This is a genomic window from Fulvimarina fulva (assembly GCF_039652615.1).
Classification (GTDB): domain Bacteria; phylum Pseudomonadota; class Alphaproteobacteria; order Rhizobiales; family Rhizobiaceae; genus Fulvimarina.
The window spans coordinates 24,366-41,512 of the sequence record NZ_JBDJAC010000016.1 but is presented as its reverse complement, the minus strand read 5'-3'; the positions used below and the strand labels follow the sequence as shown (position 1 = coordinate 41,512).

The window sequence follows — 17,147 nt, the reverse complement described above, 5'->3', positions numbered from 1 at the left end:
TTTTGATCTCGGCAGAAGCCTGACGACACTTCGTAAAGCGCCACCCGAGATCACGGGCGGCGCTTTTGCTTTGAGATTTTACCGAAGCGGCAGCGGATCGCCGGCGGCCTGTGCAAGAGCTTCGCGGATATACGCAAAAGAGCGGATCGCCTCTTCCTGCCCGTCTTCATTGTTATCCGGTTCGACGAGGAACATCAGGAATGACCGGCCGGTGACCATGTAGTCGTGGCCGAACTCGAACGGCTCGAACTCGAACTCCTCTGGGGCGTTCGTGTCGAAGATGCGCTGCCATTTGAGCCCGCCTGCAGCCTCTGGCAGCTTGAAGTTCACCACGTCGTCATGGGAATTCATGACGAGCAGCATGGTCGCATCCGATCCGCGTCGGCGGATACCAGTCGACTGGGCGCGACCGTCGAGAAGAACACCGAAGCATTTGGCTGTCGGGTCTTCCCAATGGTCGTCCTCGAATTCCTCTCCGTCCGGCCGTATCCAGGCGACGTCCTTGACGCCAAGTTCCTCGTCATAGGTGCCATGGAGGAATGTTCCGCGCCGTAAAATCGGCAGGCTTTGGCGCAGTTTGATGAGACGCTGAACGTAGCGGGCAAGTTGCCGAGACTCCTCGGGAGCGTCCCAATCGATCCAGCCAATTTCGTTGTCCTGGGCATAGGCATTGTTGTTACCGCCCTGGCTGCGAGCGAATTCGTCGCCCGCGAGAATCATCGGCGTGCCGCGCGAGAATAGGAGCGTCGCGAAGAAATTCCGCATCTGCCTGAAGCGGATTTCCTTGATCTCCTCGTCGTCGGTCTCGCCTTCTACCCCGTAATTATACGAGATGTTGTGGTCATGACCGTCCTGGTTGTTCTCGCCGTTCGCCTCGTTGTGCTTCTCGTTATAGGTGACGAGATCCTTCAACGTGAAGCCATCATGGGCGGTGATGAAATTGACGCTCGCCCAAGGCTTTCTCCCGCGGCTGTCGAACAGGTCGGCAGACGCTGAAAGCTTGCCGGCAAGTTTTGGAAGGAAGCCTTCGTCACCACGCCAGTAGCCGCGCACGATGTCGCGATAGGTATCGTTCCATTCCGCCCAGCCGGGCGGGAACTGCCCCACCTGATAGCCGCCGGGCCCGCAGTCCCAAGGCTCCGCGATCAATTTGACCTGGGAGAGCAACGGGTCCTGCATGCAGGCGTGGAGGAAACTCGATTCCTGCGAAAAGCCGCTCGGTTCGCGAGCGAGAATGGTGGCGAGATCGAAGCGGAAGCCGTCGACGCGCATTTCGCCGGCCCAATAGCGCAGCGAGTCCGTCACCATCTGCATCACGCGCGGATGGCTGGTATTCACCGTGTTTCCGGTACCGGTATCGTTGATGTAGTAGCGCGGCTGATCAGGCAGCAACCGGTAATAGGCAGCGTTGTCGATGCCCTTGAAGGAGAGCGTCGGGCCCTTCTCGTTGCCTTCGGCGGTGTGGTTATAGACCACATCCAGAATAACCTCGAGGCCGGCGTTGTGATAGGTCGCCACCAGTTCCTTGAACTCGTTGATGGTTGTCGAGCCCTGGTAACGCGGGTCGGGAGCAAAGAAGCCGATCGTGTTGTAGCCCCAGTAGTTCCGAAGCCCTTGGTCAACGAGATAACTGTCGTCGACGAGCGCATGGATGGGCATGAATTCGACCGAGGTCACACCCAGCGATCGGATGTAGTTGACGACGTCACGGTTCATGAGACCGGTGAATTTGCCGCGGTCCAGATCCGTCACGGATGGATGGCGCTGGGTGAAACCCTTCACATGGGTCTCATAAAATATCGTCCGGTCCCATGGCACGTTCGGCTTGCGTTCCGCACCCCAAGTGAACGCCGGATCGACGACAACGCAGCGCGGCATGAACGGCGCGGAGTCACGCTCGTCATACGAAAGGTCTTCGTCCTTGTGGCCGATCGTGTAGCCGAACAGCGCGTGGTCCCACTTCACCTCACCACGGATCTGCTTTGCGTAAGGGTCGATCAGCAGCTTGTTTGGGTTGAAGCGATGGCCCACATCAGGCTCGTAGGGGCCATGAACACGATAACCGTAAATGAGGCCCGGCCGGGCCTCCGGCAAATAGCCGTGATAAATTTCGTCCGTATATTCCGGCAGCTCGATCCGCTCGACTTCGCTCTTTCCGTCAGGTGAGAAGATGCAAAGCTCAACCTTCGTGGCATGGGCGGAAAAAATCGCGAAATTGACGCCAAGGCCATCCCACGTCGCGCCGAGTGGGTACGGCCTGCCTTCGTGAACCCGCGATGCCGGACGACCGGCACCTCGCTGGTAGGAAGCCTTGGTGTTGGGTGTGATGTGGATGGTCAACCGGGTGCCCCGTAGCGCAAGATTAGTGACTTGCCTTCAATCTCTTCTGCGGCTCGACGTTCCATGGTGCAAAGCAAAAAGATTGCCGGCGGAAGGCGTTGGACGCCCTCCCCGCACAATTTGTGGACGGCGGTCGTCAGCCGATCGTCAGAACCGTCGTTCCTGTCGTCTTGCGCGCATGCAGATCGCGGTGCGCCTGGACAGCTTCCGATAGCGGATAGGTCTGGCCGATCTCGATCTTCACCGCGCCGGACTTCACAACATCGAAGAGATGGTTCGCGCAGTCGAGAAGCTCGTCCCGCGTCGCCGTGTAGTTGAAGAGGCTCGGACGCGTGAGGAAGAGCGATCCCTTCTGGTTCAGGATACCTGTGGAGATAGGCGGAACGACGCCCGAGGACTGGCCAAAGGTGACGATCGTGCCGAGGCGCTTCACGCAGTCGAGGCTTTTGTCGAATGTATCCTTGCCGACCGAGTCGTAGACGACGTCGCATTTCTTGCCGTCGGTCAGATCGGCGACGCGCTCGGCGAAATTTTCCTCGCGGTAATTGATGACGTGGTCATAGCCATTCGCCTCAGCGAGTTCGCATTTCTCCGGGCTGCCGGCGGTGCCGATCACCGTTGCGCCAAGGTGTTTTGCCCATTGACCGGCGATCAGCCCGACGCCGCCTGCGGCCGCATGGAAAAGAAGCGTCGTGTCCTTGCCCACCTTGAAGGTGCGATTGAGCAGATATTCGGCGGTCATGCCCTTCAGCATCATTCCGGCTGCTGTCTCGTCGGAGACGCCATCCGGTATCGGAACGACGTTGGCGGCGGCAATGATCAGCTCTTCGGCGTAAGAACCATCCGCCGCCGCATAGGCAACCCGGTCACCCTCCTTGAGATCGGTGACGCCCGAGCCGACCGCGTCAACGACGCCAGCCCCTTCCTTGCCAGGCGTGAAGGGGAAACCGGGTGCGGAATAGGTGCCGTCGCGAAAATAGGCGTCGATGAAATTGACGCCGACTGCCGTCTGCCGGACCCGGATCTGCCCCTCGCCAGGTGCGGGAAGATCGATATCCTCCCACTTCATCACCTCTGGCGCTCCGGTTTCGTAAATGCGCATCGCTTTCGTCATGGTCTCTTCCCAAAGTCTCAGGTTTTGCTCGGCTCTTCCGCTTCCGGGTTCGCCCCGGTGAATTTATCGTAAAGCTGGAAAACGCCGCCTATGGCGAAGAGGTAGAGGCCGGACGCCACGAGTCCCGCCTTGACCAGGAAAGATGGCTCAAGTCCCTGAATGAGAGCGACGATGCCGAGGATCGACCAGATCGCAAAGACCGTGAGATTCACCGGGCGCCAGCGCTCAACGCGCACCGGGTGCAGGAATTTGACCGGCAGGAAGGTCGCGACGGCGCACAAGAGTACGAAGAGGAATGCCGTGAGCTCATTCGGATGGATCGCGAAAAGCGTGAAGACGAGCATGTTCCAGCACACCGGAAAGCCGCGGAAGAAGTTGTCTTTCGTCTTCATACGCAGATCGGCGTAGTAGATTGCGCTGGTGATGACGATCAGCGCCGCAGCAACGAAGGACAGCGGCCTGCCGATGATACCGGAATGGTAAAGCGCGACCGCGGGGATGAGGCTGAAGGTGGAATAGTCGATCACGGAATCGAGCATGTCGCCCGACCAGTTCGGCAAGCGGCGTTTGATTTCGAACTTGCGCGCGATCGGACCATCGATACCATCGACGAAAAGCCCGACGCCCAGCCAGAGGAAGGCATCGACGAATCGACCCTCCCCGGCGGCGATGAGGGAGAGGAACGCGAAGAAGGCACCCGTGGCCGTGAAAATGTGGACGAGGAAGGCTCGCCATTGTGCGAACCGGCTCAAATCGAATGACATAACGTAGACGGTACCCTTATCCTGGTCTCAAGCGCAGCAATCTGTCGCTGCATGAAGCATGATCTTGTTTATGGACATAGCGGCATCGGCCTGTAATTCGCAGGGTCTGGGAACGAATTTTCGGTCCTGCCTTTCAACTGAGGCAAAGACCAGACGCGTTGCAAGCAAAGGGAAGTCATGGAAAAGCGCGATATCGCAGTCGTCGGCGGTGGATTGGCCGGAACTGCCATGGCGATCGCCCTCGCCCAAGCCGGCTTCGATACGGTCCTGATTGCCCCGACCGGCAAGCCCGATACACGAACGACGGCGCTGATCGGCTCATCGATGGCGTTTCTGGAGCGGCTCGGCCTCGAAGCAGCCGTAAGCGAGAAGTCCGAGCCTCTTGCCGTGATGCGGCTGGTCGACGACACGGGCCGCCTTTTCCGGGCGCCCACGGTGGAATTCAAGTCCTCCGAGATCGAACTGCCTGCCTTCGGCTACAACATTCTGAACCGCGATATGGCGGAAATCCTCGATAAGGCAGCGGACGGCGAAAGACATCTCGAACGGCGCGATGCGAGCGCGGTCGGGTTCGAGGCAGGTGAAGACGACGCGACGGTTCGCCTCTCCACCGGAGACGAGATTCGCGTCGGCCTCGTGATCGCGGCCGACGGACGCAAATCGGCGATGCGCGAAGCCGCCGGGATCAAGGCGCGAAGCTGGCGCTATCCGCAGACAGCGCTGGTGTTGAACGTGTCCCACGCGGTCGCCCACGGTTCGATCTCGACGGAGTTTCACACGCGGACTGGCCCCTTCACGCAGGTTCCGATGCCGGGTCGCAACTCCGCGATCGTCTGGGTCGAGAAACCCGATCTCGCTGAACTCTATGTCGATCTGAAGCCCGAAAAGCTCGAGCGCGTCATTGAGGAGAAAATGCATTCGATCCTTGGGAAGGTCTCGCTCGAAAGCGCGATCAGCGCGTTTCCGCTCTCCAGTGCGACGGTCGACCGCCTCACGGACGTGCGCCTCGCGCTTGTCGGCGAAGCTGCGCATGTCTTTCCGCCGATCGGCGCGCAGGGGCTCAATCTGGGCCTTCGTGATTGCAGCGTTCTACTCGATTGTCTTGAAGAAAGCCGGGACGATCCCGGCCGGCGTTCGACGCTCCTGCGCTTCGAGGCAAAACGTCGCGGAGACGTTTCGAGCCGGACAGCCGGTGTGGACGCACTGAACCGCTCATTGCTGACGGGCTTCCTTCCAGTGCAGCTCGGGCGCTCGGCCGGACTGACAGCGATGGCGGCATCTTCTCCGTTGCGGCGCTTCGCCATGCGTGAGGGCGTTTCGCCAGGGGCTGGCCTGTTCGGTCTTCCAAGACGCCTAAAGGATTGGGCTCGTCGGCAGCAGTCCTTCGGTGATGAGATATAGAAACAGGGCAACGCTCAGCACCGAAAACGCCGTCGAGACGAGTACGGTCGCCGATGCCCGCTCGACCCAAACGTCGTATTGCTGAGCAAGTACGAACACATTCGTTGCCGCCGGGAGCGAAGCCATGATCACGGCCGTATATACCCAAACAGGATCAACGCCCGGCACGAAACCGAGCAAAAGCCAAACGATCAACGGGTGAACGACGAGCTTGATCGGGACGAGCCACGCAAGCTCGACAGGCACGCGTTTCAGACGGCGCAGTGCCAGCGTCACGCCCATGGCAAAGAGCGCGCATGGAGCGGCGGCAGCGGCCAGAAGATCAAGGAAGCGCTCGGCAGGCTCGGGTGGTTCAAAGCCAATGATCGCAGCACCGACGCCGAGGATCGTTGCGATGATGAAGGGGTGGGTAAAGATTCGCCGAAGCGCTTGGCTGGCGAGTGAAGCGAAGGACGCGCCCTTGCCGGACGCCAGCGCCATCAGAAGCGGCGCCATCGTGAAATGCAGGGTGTTGTCGAAGCAGAAGATCAGCGCAACCGGCACCGCTGCACCGCTTCCAAACGCCGCCAGCGCGAGGCCCGGGCCCATATAGCCAATATTGCCGTAGGCACCGGCAAACCCCTGAATGGTCGCGGCGGCAAGGTCGCCGCGCGTCATCCAGAGGCCGAGCGAGAGCGTTGCCGCAAATACGAAGAATGTAGCCGCCGTCGTCGCGGCGATGAAGTCGACCTGGGCCAACTCCTCCACGGGGGTCTTCGACAGGAGCTGAAAGAACAGCGCGGGCAGCGCGAGATAGACGACGAAGACGTTGAGCCAGGCGAGACCTGAAACAGGATGGTCGACCAGCCGTCCCGTGACGAAGCCGAGGGCGATGAGACCGAAGAACGGCGCGATCAGGCCGAAGATTTCGAGCATGGAGAACCGGACTGTCCAGTCGTGAGAATCGGACCGTCAAATCACCGAAAGATGTTCGGTTCTTGCGTAAGGGCCCAGAACTTGGCTAATGCGGCCGAATTAATGGAGTTGAGTTTTTGATGCAAACCGCGCGCTTTTTTATTGGGCAAATCGTCAAGCACCGGGTCTACCCCTTCCGTGGTGTCATTTTCGACGTGGATCCAGTCTTCGACAATACCGACGAATGGTATGCGGCCATTCCGGAGGAAATTCGGCCGCGCAAGGACCAGCCATTCTACCACCTGTTCGCAGAGAATGCGGAAACCGAATACGTCGCCTACTGTTCGGAGCAGAATCTCGTGCCGGACGAGAGCGGCCAGCCGGTGCGCCATCCGCAGATCAGCGAAATCTTCGAGGGGCCGGTGGACGGAGCCTACAAGCTGAGAGCGCCGATCCATAACTGATCGCGCCATAAGAAGCTGACAAAGCGTGAGATACTTGGCCAAAAGCTGGAAAATTCATCCTGCTCTCCGCGTTTTCCATGACATATTAACCATCCCAGCCGACAGTGGCCCGGCGCGTAAGTCCAATCTCAGGGCTTCAGATACGGGAGACAGCCGGGATGGCGTTTGATATCTCAAGCTCCGATGGGGACTTCAACGCGGTTTCCGTCGACATTCTCGGGCGCTTCATGCGCTCCGACGATTCCGAATATCCTTGCCGCATCAACGAAATGTCTCCGGGCGCAGCCCAGGTCCTCGCACCGATCGCGCCTGAAATGCGCGAGCGCATCATCGTCTACGCCGATCACGTGGGTCGCCTCGAAGGCGAGGTAGCCGAGGTTTTCGAAGGCGGATTCTCGCTCAAGACCCTTGGCTCCGAGCGCCGCCGGGAAAAGCTCGCCGCCAAATTGATCTGGCTCACCAATCGGCAGCTTCTCAACCTTCCGGAAGATCGCCGGCACGAGCGTATCCAACCCGAAAATCCGTTCCGCGATATCGTTCTTGATGACGGTCGCCGCTACAAGGTCAAGATCATCGATCTTTCGCTCTCCGGCGCCGCGCTCCAGGCGAAAGTACGCCCTGTCATTGGAACCCAGATCACGCTCGGCGCGATGCCGGGCCGTATCGTCCGCTATCTCGAAGATGGCTTTGCGGTGGAATTCTCAAGCTCTCTGAGCGAAGACGCGCTTCATCGACTTTTCCGCTGACAGAACCCAAGACGGCTCGATCAACCGCGCCCGATAAATGGCATTTTCGTTGCCATCACCGTCATGAACTGGACGTTGGCTTCGAGTGGCATCCTGGCCATGTGACTGACCGCGTCTGCCACATGGGACACATCCATCACGGCTTCCGCTGCGATCGAACCATCGGCCTGTGGTACGCCTTCAGCCATTTTCCGCGCCATTTCGGTGTAGGCATTTCCGATATCGATTTGCCCGCAGGCAATATCGAATTCGCGTCCGTCAAGGCTCAGCGTTTTGGTGAGGCCGGTCACCGCGTGCTTCGACATCGTGTAGAGGACCGAGCCAGGCCGAGGGACATGGGCCGATATCGAGCCATTGTTGATGATGCGTCCGCCCCGAGGGTCCTGTCGTCGCATCAGCGCGAATGCGGCCCGGGCGCAAAGGAACATCCCGGTGATGTTGATCGAGGACACCCTCATCCAGTCTTCGACCGAAATCTCGTCGATCGGCGCACCGGGTGCATTCACGCCGGCATTGTTGAAGAGCACATCGAGCCGTCCGAACCGATTGGCGACGTCGACGAACGCCGCTTCCACCGCTGCTGGATCGGAGACATCGCAGGGAAGGACGATCGCATTCTCCTCGTGACCGTCAGCAGTCCCCCAAAGCGGTTCCTCGCGCCGACCGACGAGCGCCACCCGCCAGCCGTCTTTGAGGAACGCCCGCGCACATGCCTGTCCGATGCCACTTCCGGCGCCGGTCACAAGAATGGTTTTCATCTGGTCTTGCCTCGCGATTGTTTCGGTCTGACCCGCTCGTCTTGCGCCGTGCCCGTCTGGGCAGGAGTTAGAGCCGCAAGGCGTCGCCGCCACCCGTCGGCGCGTGCGGGTTGATGGGCGGCTCTATCATTCGCTCGACAAGGCCGGCTGGATCAGGCTGCCGTATGATCAGCCGGGCCTCGTGACCCGCCGCAAGGTCAGATTGATCCGGCCGCCATTTTTCAGAAGTGTGGACGTTCCCGGATAAATCCGATCGACGCCGTGATAGCTAAGACGGCCGCCCCCGCTCAAGATCACCACGTCACCGGATTGAAGCTTTACCGACCTTGTTCGGCCGCCCCGCGTCGTCCCACCGATCCGGAACAGGCAGTCGTCGCCCAGGGAAACGGACACGACCGGAGCCGCCAGATCCTCTTCATCGCGATCCTGATGGAGACCCATCTTCGCGTTCTCAGTATAGAAGTTGACAAGACAGGCTTCCGGCGGCGCCTCATAGCCGCCGACTTCGTTCCAGAGGGACAGCAGGCGCTCGGGGATCGGAGGCCAGGGTTCGTCGGTATCGGGATGGCGGGGCTGGTAACGATAGCCGCCCTTGTCGGCGACCCAGCCGAGCTCGCCACAATTCGTCATCTTGACCGAAAGCGGCTTGCCGGAGCGCGGCATCACGGGCTGAAAAAGCGGCGCGCTCCTCACCACCGCCCTGACATCCTCGAGAAGATCGTCCTGCTCTCGTCTGGCGAACAAACCGGGGAAATGCCGCACGCCCTCCGGCAAAAGGGTCACGACAGATATCCGAGTTGAGCCGCCATCGCGACGGCATGGGTTCGGTTCGATGCCTCCAGCTTTCGTTGTGCGGAGGTGAGATATTGCGAGATCGTGTATTCCGAAAGGCCGAGTACGATGCCGATTTCCGACGAGGTTTTGCCCAGCATGGCAAGCCGGAGCGAGTCTCGCTCTCGCGGCGTCAGCGGATTGTTCTTGCGGTTTTCCTCGAAGCGCACTGCGGCAAGCATGCCGAAGAAGACGAACGCGAACGCATGAAGTTCGTCGATCACCGTCCGGGTTGGCAGCCTGCCGGGACCGGCGAAGCTCAAGGCTCCGCAGAACGACGTCAGTCCATGGACAGGCAGCAAGACGCCCTCGGACCATCCGGCCTCCGAGACCAGCCTCGCGCCTTTCGAAGGTTCGGGATCGGAGATGCCATAGAGGGTATCGATGTCCCATTCGAACGGCAGAGGATCTGTCGTAAGAGTTGCGATGACGACCTTGTGCCGATGCAGCTCGGTGGCTTCGTAGGACCGCTGAAAGGCTTTCGACCAGTTGCCCAACAGATAGCGGGTCTGCATGCCCTTCTCGTCGGTCGAGGGCAGGCTCAAGGCCGCGGCATGGGAAAACCCGCATTCTTCTGCCGCAGCACCGAGTTCGGCTTGTAGCGCGGGTTCGCTCCATGGCTGCGGCAAATGCGTGAGACGTGCATGGAAGGACGTCACCAGCTGGGTCCCACGGCATCTGGATGATGCCCGCCCCGAACTGTGTCGCATGTCTGGTGTTCGCAGTTCATTTTCGCACCGCCTTCTGATCCGCACCGCCTGCCTGTCGACGTCTCGCAGGAAGATTGAGTCCCACACGAATTCAACAAGAGATCGCGTCCTTTGCAACTCTCACTTACGATTTTGACTGCGCTATGAGCGCGGGAAGAAACCCGAAATTTCATGGAGTTGCCGGTCCTTCGAGAAAGTTCCCGCGTCGCACAAAATTACCTAACACATGACGCAAAGCGATCACGTTTCCGTCAAGAAGCTTGGCGATAGACACCTCCGTCGGCGGCCACGAGGGGCCGGGGCTCGGCCGCCGGAAAAAATGGGGTAGCGCAGATGTCCATGAAGGACCGAGCGCTTGAAATGAATGAGAATACGCATGAAAATCACCGCTAAGACCGTTCTCGCCGCAGCCGTACTGGCATTCGCCTCCGCTGGATCGACCGTCGCGATGACTGAAACCGCCACGGCTGCATCCGCCGGCGGCCATGCTTCCTACTACGGCAAGCGTTTCCACGGCCGCACGACCGCCAATGGCGAGAAGTTCAACATGAATGCCATGACCGCAGCACACAAGACGCTGCCCTTCGGCACCAAGGTGAAGGTCACCAACCGCAACAACGGCAAGTCCGTCGTCGTGCGCATCAACGATCGTGGTCCCTATGTCGGCGGCCGCGTCATCGATCTGTCCCGCGGCGCCGCCGCCAAGATCGGCATGCTGAACTCCGGCACGGCCAACGTCAGCATCGACATCCTTTAAGGACCACAGGTCTCGCCGTGCCCTTCGGCGGATCCGCCAGAGGTTCGCAGGGCCTACTCGAGATTGGATTTCATGAGTTTTGCGGTCGTGGGGCCCGCCGAACTCATATCCGGCATGATGCCGTCTCAAACGAAATTCCGAGTGACCGGTCCAACTGAGAGAGCGGCGTTTCCAATCCGGAAGCGCCGCTTTTTTCGTGCATCGGATGGCCGTTGAGCCGAGGGGACGTTTGCGGCAAAAAGCCGTCGACCTCGACGGCACTCGTTGCGGCTGTTTCGGCCAGCCCGGAAAAGCATCGGCAATCAAGGCCCTTAGGAAATCGTTCGGCTCCTTGCCTTGTTCCGAGGCCCGACATGGCATCCTTACATTGAAATCCAGTGCCACTGCCACAATTACCGGCGTTGAAAGTGGCTATCGGAATCTGCACCTTGGGACTGAAAGCCGTGCTGCCGCTCGCGCAATCCACGTCCGGCAGGGCCCGGTGCGCGAGATTCATGACCGGACAGCCAGTGAGAGGAGAACCGACCTGATGCCGACCATCGCCCTCGTCGATGACGACCGCAACATATTGACCTCTGTGTCGATCGCGCTCGAAAACGAGGGATATAAGGTTGAGACCTATACCGACGGTCTCTCCGCGCTCGACGGCCTTCAGGCGAGTCCGCCTCACCTCGCGATCTTCGATATCAAGATGCCGCGAATGGATGGCATGGAATTGTTGCGGCGGCTGCGTCAGAAATCCGATATCCCCGTGATCTTCCTGACCTCGAAAGACGAAGAGATCGACGAGCTGTTCGGTCTCAAGATGGGCGCGGACGATTATATTCGGAAACCGTTCTCTCAACGTCTTCTTGTCGAGCGGGTAAAGGCGATTCTCAGGCGGGGTGCTGCTCGCGAAGCAAGCCCGGTGCGTGCCGGAAACGTAACCAACCCGGAGACATCGCTAGAACGTGGCCAGCTCGTAATGGATCAGGAGCGGCATACCTGCACCTGGAAGAGCAAGCCGGTGACGCTGACGGTCACGGAATTTCTGATCCTGCAATCTCTGGCGCAGCGTCCAGGCGTCGTGAAATCGCGAGACGCACTGATGGACGCCGCCTACGACGAGCAGGTCTATGTCGACGACCGCACCATCGACAGCCATATCAAACGGCTTCGCAAGAAATTCAAAGCGATCGACGACGAATTCGATATGATCGAAACGCTCTATGGCGTCGGTTACCGCTTTCGCGAAATGTAAACGCGGAGCGCGCCCGGCGAGGCAGGCTCATCCACATGTTTTTGCAGCCGAAGATCGGATTTGATGCAAACTTCCGCCGTGAACATGCGACAGGTTAACGAAGGATACAAAACGCGGAGTTTCAGCGGCACATATGGCATCGGCCTCCGACGCGACTGAGCAGGACGAAACGCGCCGCCGAGAGCGCTCGCGCAGGGCGCGTTTAAGGCGATTTCCGTTTGTTCGGCGTATGCTCTTCCGTTCCAGATGGATCTTGTCGCACACGATTTTCTCGTCGCTTACGCGGCGTATCGTCTTCCTCAATCTCGTTGCCCTGATCGTTCTCGTCTCCGGCATTCTCTACCTCAACCAGTTTCGCGCCGGCTTGATCGACGCGCGGGTCGAAAGCCTTCTCACCCAAGGCGAGATCATGGCCGCGGCGATTGCGTCGTCCGCCACAATCGACACCAATTCCATTACGCTTGACCCGGAAAGACTACTGGAATTGCAGGCCGGGGATACACTGACGCCCTCATCCAACGGTGCGGAAAGTCTGGATTTTCCGATTGAACCCGAACGGGTCGCGCCGCTTCTCGCACGGCTGATTTCACCGACCCGGACGCGGGCCCGCCTGTACGATCGGGATGGCAATCTCATTCTCGATACGCGTCATCTTTACGCCCAGGGACAGGTATTGCGCTACGAATTGCCGCCGATCGAGCAGGAGGAAAATACCTTCGTCGACGATGTGGTCGGGTGGTTCGAACGGCTTTTTTCCGGCAGCACGCTTCCGACTTATCAAGAGACGCCCGGCGGCTCCGGCACGACCTATCCGGAAGTGGTCAACGCCCTTACGGGCGGGCCTGCCACGGTGGTGCGCGCCACGGAGAACGGCGAGCTGATCGTCTCGGTCGCGGTGCCCATCCAACGCTTCCGGGCCGTTCTGGGTGTGCTTCTCCTGTCGACTCAGGGCGGCGACATCGACAAGATCGTTCAGGCCGAACGCACCGCGATCGTGCGAACCTTCGCTGTGGCCGCCCTCGTCACGATCGCGCTCTCGATCCTGCTCGCCTCGACGATCGCAACCCCCCTGCGCAAGCTCTCGGCGGCGGCGGTTCGCGTCCGGCGCGGCGTCAACGTCAGAGCGGAGATCCCCGATTTCGGCGATCGCGCGGACGAGGTGGGCAATCTGGCGGTCGCGCTCAAGGATATGACCCGGGCCCTTTATGCCCGGATCGATGCGATCGAGTCCTTTGCAGCCGATGTCAGCCATGAGCTCAAGAACCCCCTAACCTCGCTTCGCAGCGCGGTTGAAACCCTGCCGCTCGCCAAGAATGAGACAAGCCGCGAGCGCCTGCTCGAAATCATCCAGCACGATGTGCGGCGTCTCGATCGTCTGATCACCGACATCTCTGACGCATCCCGGCTCGACGCCGAGCTTGCACGTCAGGAAGCCCATACCGTCGATATCGCCAAGCTTCTCGAAAATGTCGTCGAGGGTGTTCGCGGGCGTGTCCAGCCGGATCGCACGACGAAGATCGACCTGAAGATCCAGCCCATCCCCGTGAATATGAAAGGCGGCACGGAAGTCGTCGGCCACGATCTGCGCCTCAGTCAGGTCTTCACCAACCTCATCGAGAACGCCCGCTCCTTCGTGCCGAACAATGGCGGTCGCATCACGATCAATGTTCGTCGGCGCACGAGCCGTCTGGTCGTGACCGTCGAAGACAACGGTCCGGGCATTCAGGCAGAGGACGTGGATCGTATTTTCGAGCGGTTCTACACCGACCGACCGGGCGCTGAGGCCTTCGGGCAAAATTCCGGGCTCGGGCTTTCGATCAGCCGGCAGATCGTCGAGGCCCATGGCGGCACGATCCGTGCGGAAAACGTGGTCGAAAACCAGATCATGAAGGGCGCGCGTTTCATTGTGTCGCTGCCCGCCGGAAAGTGATTTCAGGGTCTTGCGCGAGAACGTTCACGGGACGGCCCTTCTGATCGGAACCGTCGGCATTCTCATTCGTGGCCCGGCACAGAGCGGCAAGACCAGCCTTTGTATCTCGCTTCTGCGGCGCGCGGGCTCGATTTCGCTTAACGCCTATCTGGTCGCGGACGACCGCGTCGATCTTGAGACGCGGGATGCCGGGATCATCATGACCGCTCCCGAAGCCATAAAGGGCTTGATGGAGATTTCCGGCATCGGCATCCTGCGCGAAGAGACGGTGGAAACGGCGCCACTCTCCCTGATCGTCGATCTCGTGACGGCAGAGAACCGCACACGGATGCCAGAGAAAAGAGATCAGCGCGAAACCGTCCTCGGCCGGTCCGTTCGGCGGATTGAATTGCCTAAACAAGACGCTGCGTTCTCTGCCGATGTGGTTTTAACGCTTCTAAGAAGTGCATACTTGGGAGAAGGCTGAGAGTCGCCTTGCATTCGCGGTCTTTACGGTGGACGTTACCGTTGGAAGCGAAGCTCACACCAGCCAAGCGCGTTAGAGTACGAGACCGGCCACCGCCACACGGCCAAGGTTTTTGAGCAGATACCGGGAGAGCGATGATGGGGATGCGGTGCAAGGATAGTTGGCCTCGATGATTGGCCTTGTCCTCGTGACCCACGGCCGTCTGGCCGAAGAGTTTCAGAATGCGCTCGAACATGTCGTCGGGCCGCAGGATGCATTCGAAACCATCTCGATTGGTCCGGAAGACGATATGGAGCAGCGCCGGAGCGATATCATCGCCGCGGTGGGCAAGGCAGAGCGGGGCAACGGTGTCATCATTCTCACCGACATGTTCGGAGGGACACCATCGAATCTCGCGATCTCCGTCATGGACGGAAGCCGTGTGGACGTTCTGGCGGGTGTCAATCTGCCCATGCTCATCAAACTGGCGAGCGTGCGTGTCGAAAAGCCGATCGCCGAAGCGCTGGTCGATGCCCAGGAAGCGGGCCGCAAATATATCAATGTCGCAAGTCGTGTACTGAGCGGAACCTGAAGCTATGAGACGCATCCAACGACAGGAAGATGAGATCGCACAATCGGTCGTGGTTGCGGAAGACATGCACGGCAACGAAAAGGCAGAGCGCGTGCTGACGATCTGCAATCGCAGAGGCTTGCACGCACGTGCCTCCGCCCGCTTCGTCCAGACCGTCGATCAGTACGACGCCGAGGTCACCGTCAAACGGGACGGGATGTCCGTGGGCGGACTTTCGATCATGGGCCTCATGATGCTGGCCGCGACAAAAGGGTCCGACATCCACGTCTACGCCACCGGACCGGATGCCGGCGCTGTGGTGGCGGCTTTGACGGATCTCGTCAATGATCGGTTCGGCGAAGACAGCTGAGAACGACGCCTGAGCTCTGAACGCCTCAGATCGCCACGCCCTTCCGAGCGAATGCTCTGCACTTCCACGCGCCTTCATTTCAAGAATCGAGGGCGTCCCTCGTTTCCTTTAGATCGTCCCATCACGAAATTGCCGATCCCGTTCAGCAACGGTGACCGGACGTTGCTTCGTTCGTGTCATTCATCAATCGTTCGCCTTCATTCCGATTTAACAATATCAACACATAAACATTTCTTTATATCGCCTTGAGATTTTGCGGCGAAATTGCTAATCAGGATCCCAACGCGTCGCTTCTGCAAAGCGAGGCGATCAGATTTTGACTGAATGGGAAATTGATATGGACACGCATCTGGATAGCCAGAACGACTATGTGGTCGCCGATATTTCGCTTGCAGGCTACGGCCGCAAGGAAATCGACATCGCCGAAACCGAGATGCCCGGCCTCATGGCCTGCCGCGAAGAATTTGGTGCGGAAAAGCCGCTGAAGGGCGCGCGCATCACCGGCTCGCTTCACATGACGATCCAGACGGCTGTTCTGATCGAGACCCTGAAGGAGCTTGGCGCCGAGCTTCGCTGGGCGTCCTGCAACATCTTCTCGACCCAGGATCACGCAGCTGCGGCCATCGCCGAGGGCGGAACTCCGGTCTTCGCCATCAAGGGTGAGACCCTCGAAGACTATTGGACCTACACCGACAAGATCTTCCAGTGGCCGGACGGCGAGCCGTCCAACATGATCCTCGACGATGGTGGCGATGCGACCATGTACATCCTGCTCGGCGCTCGCGCCGAAGCCGGGGAAGACGTGCTCTCCAATCCCGGCTCTGAGGAAGAGGAAGTTCTCTTCGCACAGATCAAGAAGCGCATGGCCGAAACGCCGGGCTTTTTCACGAAGCAGCGCGAGGCGATCAAGGGCGTTTCGGAAGAGACGACCACGGGCGTCAATCGGCTCTACCAGCTACAGAAGAAGGGCCAGCTTCCCTTCCCCGCGATCAACGTGAACGACTCGGTCACGAAGTCGAAGTTCGACAACAAGTACGGTTGTAAGGAAAGCCTCGTCGACGGCATCCGTCGCGGCACCGACGTGATGATGGCCGGCAAGGTCGCTGTGGTCTGTGGCTATGGTGACGTCGGCAAGGGTGCCGCGCAGTCGCTTCTTGGCGCGGGTGCACGCGTTAAGGTCACCGAAGTCGATCCGATCTGCGCGCTTCAGGCCGCGATGGACGGGTTCGAGGTCGTCACGCTCGAAGACGCAGGTCCCAGCGCCGATATCGTCATCACGACGACAGGCAACAAGGATATCGTGACCCTCGATCACATGCGCTCCTTCAAGGACATGGCGATCGTCGGCAATATCGGTCACTTCGACAACGAAATTCAGGTCGGCGCGCTTCGTAACCAGAAGTGGACGAACATCAAGCCGCAGGTCGACATGATCACCTTCCCTGATGAGAAGCGGATGATCCTTTTGTCGGAAGGTCGTCTGCTCAATCTCGGAAATGCCACGGGCCATCCGAGCTTCGTGATGTCCGCTTCATTCACCAACCAGGTTCTGGCTCAGATCGAGCTGTACAAGAACACGGATCAGTACAAGAATGAGGTCTACGTTCTGCCGAAGCATCTCGATGAGAAAGTTGCGCGTTTGCATCTCGGCAAGCTTGGCGCAAAGTTGACCGAGCTGAGCCAGGCACAGGCCGACTACATCGGCGTCGACACGCAAGGTCCCTTCAAGCCGGAGCATTACCGCTACTAAATCGCGCGACCTGACTGAATGACCAATTAAAAAGCCGCCGAAGTCAATTGCTTCGGCGGCTT

The 17,147-nt window shown here is 59.6% G+C and carries 17 protein-coding genes; 10 read left to right on the top strand and 7 right to left on the bottom strand.

Features of this window, described 5'->3' with window-relative positions:
• Nucleotides 1–78: 78 nt before the first annotated feature.
• From glgX to pcsA, 3 genes are all read right to left on the bottom strand, one after another.
• Nucleotides 79–2,340, bottom strand: coding sequence for a glycogen debranching protein GlgX (gene glgX, locus ABDX79_RS17590; RefSeq protein ID WP_463671199.1), 2,262 nt, complete (start codon nucleotides 2,338–2,340; stop codon nucleotides 79–81).
• A gap of 136 nt (nucleotides 2,341–2,476) precedes the next feature.
• Nucleotides 2,477–3,454 (bottom strand): quinone oxidoreductase family protein, encoded by a 978-nt coding sequence (locus ABDX79_RS17585; protein WP_346221612.1) that lies wholly within the window; start codon nucleotides 3,452–3,454, stop codon nucleotides 2,477–2,479.
• Between the two features lie 17 nt (nucleotides 3,455–3,471).
• Complete coding sequence (gene pcsA / locus ABDX79_RS17580; RefSeq protein ID WP_346221611.1) at nucleotides 3,472–4,218, bottom strand: phosphatidylcholine synthase; 747 nt, start codon at nucleotides 4,216–4,218, stop codon at nucleotides 3,472–3,474.
• Between the two features lie 177 nt (nucleotides 4,219–4,395).
• Between pcsA and ABDX79_RS17575 the strand changes: the two genes are divergently transcribed.
• Nucleotides 4,396–5,619 carry a UbiH/UbiF family hydroxylase gene (locus ABDX79_RS17575; protein WP_346221610.1) on the top strand — a complete coding sequence of 408 codons (1,224 nt, stop codon included), beginning with the start codon at nucleotides 4,396–4,398 and terminating at the stop codon, nucleotides 5,617–5,619.
• On the opposite strand, the gene ABDX79_RS17570 is transcribed toward ABDX79_RS17575, so the two are convergent.
• The gene (locus tag ABDX79_RS17570; protein ID WP_346221609.1) at nucleotides 5,572–6,534 is read right to left on the bottom strand and encodes an AEC family transporter; all 963 of its coding nucleotides are present in this window, start codon (nucleotides 6,532–6,534) and stop codon (nucleotides 5,572–5,574) included. The genes ABDX79_RS17575 and ABDX79_RS17570 overlap by 48 nt on opposite strands.
• Nucleotides 6,535–6,653: 119 nt before the next feature.
• Here ABDX79_RS17570 and hspQ point away from each other — a divergent pair, with 119 nt between their 5' ends.
• Nucleotides 6,654–6,977, top strand: a complete 324-nt coding sequence (gene hspQ / locus ABDX79_RS17565; protein ID WP_346221608.1) for a heat shock protein HspQ — start codon at nucleotides 6,654–6,656, stop codon at nucleotides 6,975–6,977.
• Between the two features lie 158 nt (nucleotides 6,978–7,135).
• Nucleotides 7,136–7,723 (top strand): PilZ domain-containing protein, encoded by a 588-nt coding sequence (locus ABDX79_RS17560; RefSeq protein WP_346221607.1) that lies wholly within the window; start codon nucleotides 7,136–7,138, stop codon nucleotides 7,721–7,723.
• A gap of 20 nt (nucleotides 7,724–7,743) precedes the next feature.
• Here ABDX79_RS17560 and ABDX79_RS17555 read toward each other — a convergent pair whose 3' ends face one another.
• The 3 genes from ABDX79_RS17555 to ABDX79_RS17545 form a co-directional block, all read right to left on the bottom strand.
• Entirely contained in the window at nucleotides 7,744–8,481 is a 738-nt protein-coding gene (locus ABDX79_RS17555; RefSeq protein ID WP_346221606.1) for an SDR family oxidoreductase, read from the bottom strand.
• 168 nt (nucleotides 8,482–8,649) lie between these two features.
• Nucleotides 8,650–9,264: an alpha-ketoglutarate-dependent dioxygenase AlkB gene (locus ABDX79_RS17550; protein WP_346221605.1), complete on the bottom strand. Its 615-nt coding sequence runs from the start codon at nucleotides 9,262–9,264 to the stop codon at nucleotides 8,650–8,652.
• The gene (locus ABDX79_RS17545) at nucleotides 9,261–9,971 is read right to left on the bottom strand and encodes an autoinducer binding domain-containing protein (RefSeq protein ID WP_346221604.1); all 711 of its coding nucleotides are present in this window, start codon (nucleotides 9,969–9,971) and stop codon (nucleotides 9,261–9,263) included. The genes ABDX79_RS17550 and ABDX79_RS17545 overlap by 4 nt, the downstream gene beginning before the upstream one ends.
• A 427-nt stretch (nucleotides 9,972–10,398) precedes the next feature.
• Between ABDX79_RS17545 and ABDX79_RS17540 the strand changes: the two genes are divergently transcribed.
• The 7 genes from ABDX79_RS17540 to ahcY all read left to right on the top strand — a co-directional run bounded on the left by ABDX79_RS17540 (nucleotide 10,399) and on the right by ahcY (nucleotide 17,085).
• Nucleotides 10,399–10,779 (top strand): septal ring lytic transglycosylase RlpA family protein, encoded by a 381-nt coding sequence (locus tag ABDX79_RS17540; RefSeq protein WP_346221603.1) that lies wholly within the window; start codon nucleotides 10,399–10,401, stop codon nucleotides 10,777–10,779.
• Nucleotides 10,780–11,308: 529 nt separating this feature from the next.
• Nucleotides 11,309–12,019, top strand: coding sequence for a response regulator transcription factor (locus ABDX79_RS17535; RefSeq protein ID WP_346221602.1), 711 nt, complete (start codon nucleotides 11,309–11,311; stop codon nucleotides 12,017–12,019).
• Between the two features lie 133 nt (nucleotides 12,020–12,152).
• The gene (locus ABDX79_RS17530) at nucleotides 12,153–13,949 is read left to right on the top strand and encodes a sensor histidine kinase (protein WP_346221601.1); all 1,797 of its coding nucleotides are present in this window, start codon (nucleotides 12,153–12,155) and stop codon (nucleotides 13,947–13,949) included.
• A gap of 10 nt (nucleotides 13,950–13,959) precedes the next feature.
• On the top strand, nucleotides 13,960–14,415 hold the full coding sequence (locus tag ABDX79_RS17525) for an HPr kinase/phosphorylase (RefSeq protein WP_346221600.1): 456 nt from the start codon (nucleotides 13,960–13,962) through the stop codon (nucleotides 14,413–14,415).
• Between the two features lie 169 nt (nucleotides 14,416–14,584).
• A complete protein-coding gene (locus ABDX79_RS17520; protein WP_346221599.1) occupies nucleotides 14,585–14,986 on the top strand; it encodes a PTS sugar transporter subunit IIA in 402 nt (133 codons plus the stop codon).
• A 4-nt stretch (nucleotides 14,987–14,990) separates the two neighbouring features.
• On the top strand, nucleotides 14,991–15,335 hold the full coding sequence (locus ABDX79_RS17515) for an HPr family phosphocarrier protein (protein ID WP_463671198.1): 345 nt from the start codon (nucleotides 14,991–14,993) through the stop codon (nucleotides 15,333–15,335).
• 337 nt (nucleotides 15,336–15,672) lie between these two features.
• On the top strand, nucleotides 15,673–17,085 hold the full coding sequence (gene ahcY / locus ABDX79_RS17510) for an adenosylhomocysteinase (RefSeq protein WP_463671197.1): 1,413 nt from the start codon (nucleotides 15,673–15,675) through the stop codon (nucleotides 17,083–17,085).
• The last annotated feature ends 62 nt before the right edge of the window (nucleotides 17,086–17,147 follow it).